This window comes from Streptomyces sp. P17 (genome assembly GCF_032436805.1).
Lineage (GTDB): Bacteria > Actinomycetota > Actinomycetes > Streptomycetales > Streptomycetaceae > Streptomyces.
Genome location: NZ_JAVRBF010000140.1, coordinates 1 through 4,324, shown reverse-complemented (window position 1 = coordinate 4,324; position 4,324 = coordinate 1). Strand labels below are relative to the sequence as shown.

Sequence of the window (4,324 nt, the reverse complement as noted above, 5' to 3'; positions counted from 1 at the left end):
GCCTTCGTCCGGCACGCCGAGGGCACGCACCGAACACCGCGGGCACCGCACAGGACTTTCAAAACACCCCCTAGCTCAGCGCAGGCCCGTGGAGCGGCGCAGCGCCGCCTGGATCAGCCGGTCCACCAGCTCCGGGTAACCGACCCCGGTCGCCTGCCACATCTGCGGGTACATCGAGATCGGGGTCATACCGGGCATGGTGTTGATCTCGTTGATCACGAACTCCCCGTCCTCGGTGAGGAAGAAGTCCGCGCGGACCAGCCCTTCGCAGGAGGCCGCCTCGAAGGCATCCACCGCGAGGCGCTGCACCTCGGCCGTTTCCTGCGCCGTGAGCGGGGCCGGCACGATGCCGGGCGTGGAGTCGATGTACTTGGCCTCGAAGTCGTAGTACGCGTGCGTCTCGGGCGACGGGATCTCGGAGGGCACCGACGCGCGCGGGCCGTCCTCGAACTCCAGCACCCCGCACTCGATCTCACGGCCGCGCAGCGCCGCCTCGACGAGGATCTTGGGGTCGTGCCGCTGGGCCTCTGCGACGGCCTCGTCCAGGCCCGCCAGATCCTCGACCTTGGTGATGCCGATCGACGAACCCGCGCGCGCGGGCTTCACGAAGAGCGGCCAGCCGTGCTCACCGGCGAAGTCGACGATCTTCTTGCGGGCGGCGGACTCGTCGCGCTCCCACTCGCGGGGCCGGATCACCACGTACGGGCCGACCTTGAGCCCGAAGGAGGTGAACACCCGCTTCATGTACTCCTTGTCCTGGCCGACGGCCGAGGCGAGCACACCCGAGCCCACGTACGGGACGCCGGACAGCTCCAGGAGGCCCTGGAGGGTGCCGTCCTCGCCGTAGGGGCCGTGCAGGACGGGGAAGACGACGTCGACCTCACCGAGTGCCTTGGGCACCGATCCCGGCTCGCTGTAGACGACTTCGCGGTTCGCGGGGTCGAGGGGGAGCACCACGCCGCCCTCGCTCGACTCGGCGAGCTCCGCGACGGTGGGCGTACGGCGGTCGGTGATCGCCATGCGTTCCGGTTCGTCGGCGGTGAGCGCCCAGCGGCCGTCCTGCGTGATGCCGATCGGCAGGACGTCGTACGTGGTCCGGTCGATGGCCCTCAGTACGGCGCCGGCGGTGACCACGGAGATCCCGTGTTCGGAGCTGCGGCCGCCGAACACGACGGCCACGCGCGGCTTGCGAGGCGGCTGCTGAGGGCTCTGGGGGAGGTTCTCGGTGCTCATATCGCGTTGAGAGTACCCGTTGGTAGTGGCCTGATACAGCGCCGCCGACGCTGCGTCGCTCAGCGTCGTTCGGGCTTCGCGCTGCGCGACATCAGCTCCTTGAGGGCGACCACGGGAGGCTTGCCCTCGTGCACGATTCCGACGACCGTCTCGGTGATCGGCATGTCGACGCCGTGCCTGCGCGCCAGATCCAGCACGGACTCACAGGACTTGACGCCCTCGGCGGTCTGCTTGGTGACCGCGATGGTCTCCTGAAGGGTCATGCCCTTGCCGAGGTTGGTGCCGAAGGTGTGGTTGCGGGACAGCGGCGAGGAGCAGGTGGCCACCAGGTCGCCGAGGCCCGCGAGTCCGGCGAAGGTCATCGGGTCGGCGCCCAGCGCGACACCGAGCCGCGCGGTCTCCGCGAGGCCGCGGGTGATCAGCGAGCCCTTGGCGTTGTCGCCGAGCCCCATGCCGTCCGCGATGCCGACGGCGAGCCCGATGACGTTCTTCACGGCTCCGCCGAGCTCGCAACCGACCACGTCCGTCTCGGTGTACGGCCTGAAGTACGGCGTGTGGCAGGCGGCCTGGAGACGCTGGGCGACGGCCTCGTCGGTGCAGGCGACCACGGCGGCGGCCGGCATCCGCGCGGCGATCTCCCGGGCGAGGTTGGGTCCGGTGACCACGGCGACCCGGTTCGGGCCGACCTTGGCGACGTCCTCGATGACCTCGCTCATCCGCATTGCGGAGCCGAGTTCGACGCCCTTCATCAGCGAGACGAGGACGGTGCCGGGGGCGAGCAGGGGGGTCCACTCGGCGAGGTTGCCGCGCAGTGTCTGCGAGGGGATCGCGAGGACGGTGAAGTCGGCGCCGTGCGCGGCCTCGGCGGCGTCGGTGGTCGCCCGCAGGTTCTCCGGGAGTTCGACGCCGGGGAGGTAGTCGGGGTTCGTACGCGTGGAGTTGACCGCTTCGGCGAGGTCCGGGCGCCGCCCCCACAGGGTGACCTCGCACCCCGCGTCGGCGAGCACCATGCCGAAGGCGGTGCCCCATGATCCGGTGCCGAAGACGGCCGCCTTGACGGGCTTGCTCACTTGGCGCTCTCCTCCTCGTGCCCCGTCTGCGCCTGACTGCGGCGGCGCTGTTCGATCCGCTCCCGGCGCGGGTCGTAGGGCGCGACGGGCGCCTTCTCGCCGCGGAGCTCCTCCAGCTGGCGGGTGATGGCGGCCATGATGACCTCGGTCGCCTCCTGCAGGAGGTCCGGGGTCATCTCCTTGTCGTAGAAGCGCGCCAGGTCCACTGCCGGACCCGCGAGGACGCGCGAGGTCTTGCGGGGAAGGATGTTGAGCTTCTTCGCGTACGGCGGCAGCAGTTCGTTGGCACCCCACTGCGCGACCGGGATCACCGGGCACTTGGTCTGCAGGGCCACGCGCGCGGCGCCGGTCTTGCCGGTCATGGGCCACTGGTCGGGATCCCGGGTGATGGTGCCCTCGGGGTAGAACGCGACGCATTCGCCCCGCTCCACGGCGTCGATCGCGGCCCGGAAGGCGCTCAGCGCGTCCGTGGTCTCGCGGTAGACGGGGATCTGCCCGGTGCCGCGCATGAAGGCGCCGACGAATCCCTTCTTGAAAAGTCCGCTCTTCGCGAGGAATCGCGGAACGCGGCCGGTGTTGTACTGAAAGTGCGCGTAGGCGAAGGGATCGACGTGCGAATTGTGGTTCACCACGGTGATAAATCCGCCGTGTGCCGGAATGTGCTCCATTCCGCGCCAGTCCCGCTTGATCAGTACCACCAGCGGTGGTTTGGCGATCACCGCTGCCAAGCGATACCAGAAGCCGATTCTGCGGCGGGGCACGCGGACACCTTCCTCTAGGGCCTGGGGGGCCGCACAAGTGTCGCCCCAGGCCGACCGTCTGTCGAGAACACCGTACGCCCCGCGGACCGGACCGCCAGATGGCCCATGTGAAAGCCGGGTGACAATGGCCGCGACAAGAGAGGTACGAACGCTCGTGCAGTGGACCTTGGTCATACCCCTGAAGCCTCTGGCGCGGGCCAAGAGCAGGCTCTCGGACACCGCGGCCGAGGGGCTGCGCCCGGCCCTGGCCCTGGCCTTCGCACAGGACACCGTGGCGGCCGCGCTGGCCAGCGCCGCGGTGCGGGATGTGGCAGTCGTCACGGACGACGAGCTGGCCGCCCGCGAACTGGCCGCCCTCGGCGCCCGGGTCGTCCCCGACGCCCCGCGGGCCGGCCTGAACGCCGCCCTGGCGCACGGAGAGGCGGTCGTACGCGCTTGTCGCCCCGATTCCGCGGTAGCGGCCCTGAACGCGGATCTTCCGGCACTACGGTCCGCGGAATTGTCCCGGGTCCTGGACTTGGCGGCGGAATTCCCCCGCGCTTTCCTGCCGGACGCCGCCGCAATCGGCACGACTCTGCTGGCCGCGACGCCGGGAGCGCAATTGCGTCCGGCATTCGGCGCCGATTCGCGGGCCCGTCATCGGGCTTCCGGAGCGGCGGAACTGCACCTCGGCACGGTGGATTCGGTACGCCAGGACGTGGACACCGGCGAGGACCTGCGCGCGGCGCTGGCACTGGGGGTGGGCAGGCATACCGCGGCGGTGTCGGCGGGGCTGCTGATTCCGGGGACGTGAACTCCCCGGGGCCCGCCAGGCACTACCCTGACGACCATGCAGGCAACCGCATACACGTACGACCCGGACACCAGGAGCGGCCAGGTGCTCCTGGACGACGGCACCCCCGTGCCCTTCGACGCGGCGGCGTTCGACGCGGGCGGGCTGCGCCTGTTGCGGCCCGGACAGCGTGTGCGCATCGAGGTGGAGGGCCCGAAGGACGGGCTGCGCATCACCCTCGTCACGCTCCAGACCCTGTAAGCCCCGAAAACGCGCCGCGGGCCGGACTCCCTGGGGAGTCCGGCCCGGCGCGTGAGTACCCGTGCGCCCCTACCTCTTGCGGGCGGTGGTCTTCTTGGCGGTGGTCTTGCGGGCCGTCGACTTCTTGGCCGGGGCCTTCTTGGCGGTCGCCTTCTTCGCGGGGGCCTTCTTGGCCGTCGCCTTCTTGGCGGTGGTGGCCTTCTTCGCGGTGGTCTTCTTCGCGGCGG

The 4,324-nt window shown here is 70.5% G+C and carries 5 protein-coding genes; 2 read left to right on the top strand and 3 right to left on the bottom strand.

Features of this window, described 5'->3' with window-relative positions; genetic code table 11:
- Positions 1–75: 75 nt before the first annotated feature.
- Genes RMT89_RS39725 through RMT89_RS39715 form a run of 3 tightly spaced genes read right to left on the bottom strand, consistent with a single transcriptional unit; the run spans position 76 to position 3,064 of the window.
- Positions 76–1,233 (bottom strand): D-alanine--D-alanine ligase family protein, encoded by a 1,158-nt coding sequence (locus RMT89_RS39725; RefSeq protein ID WP_315888620.1) that lies wholly within the window; start codon positions 1,231–1,233, stop codon positions 76–78.
- A gap of 59 nt (positions 1,234–1,292) precedes the next feature.
- The gene (locus tag RMT89_RS39720) at positions 1,293–2,303 is read right to left on the bottom strand and encodes an NAD(P)H-dependent glycerol-3-phosphate dehydrogenase (RefSeq protein WP_315888619.1); all 1,011 of its coding nucleotides are present in this window, start codon (positions 2,301–2,303) and stop codon (positions 1,293–1,295) included.
- Positions 2,300–3,064 carry a lysophospholipid acyltransferase family protein gene (locus tag RMT89_RS39715; protein WP_315888618.1) on the bottom strand — a complete coding sequence of 255 codons (765 nt, stop codon included), beginning with the start codon at positions 3,062–3,064 and terminating at the stop codon, positions 2,300–2,302. Before RMT89_RS39715 ends, RMT89_RS39720 begins: the two co-directional genes overlap by 4 nt.
- 154 nt (positions 3,065–3,218) lie before the next feature.
- On the opposite strand from RMT89_RS39715, the gene cofC reads away from it, so the two are divergent.
- Entirely contained in the window at positions 3,219–3,857 is a 639-nt protein-coding gene (gene cofC, locus RMT89_RS39710) for a 2-phospho-L-lactate guanylyltransferase (RefSeq protein WP_315888617.1), read from the top strand.
- Positions 3,858–3,893: 36 nt separating this feature from the next.
- Positions 3,894–4,097 (top strand): hypothetical protein, encoded by a 204-nt coding sequence (locus RMT89_RS39705; RefSeq protein ID WP_315888616.1) that lies wholly within the window; start codon positions 3,894–3,896, stop codon positions 4,095–4,097.
- Positions 4,098–4,324: the final 227 nt, after the last annotated feature.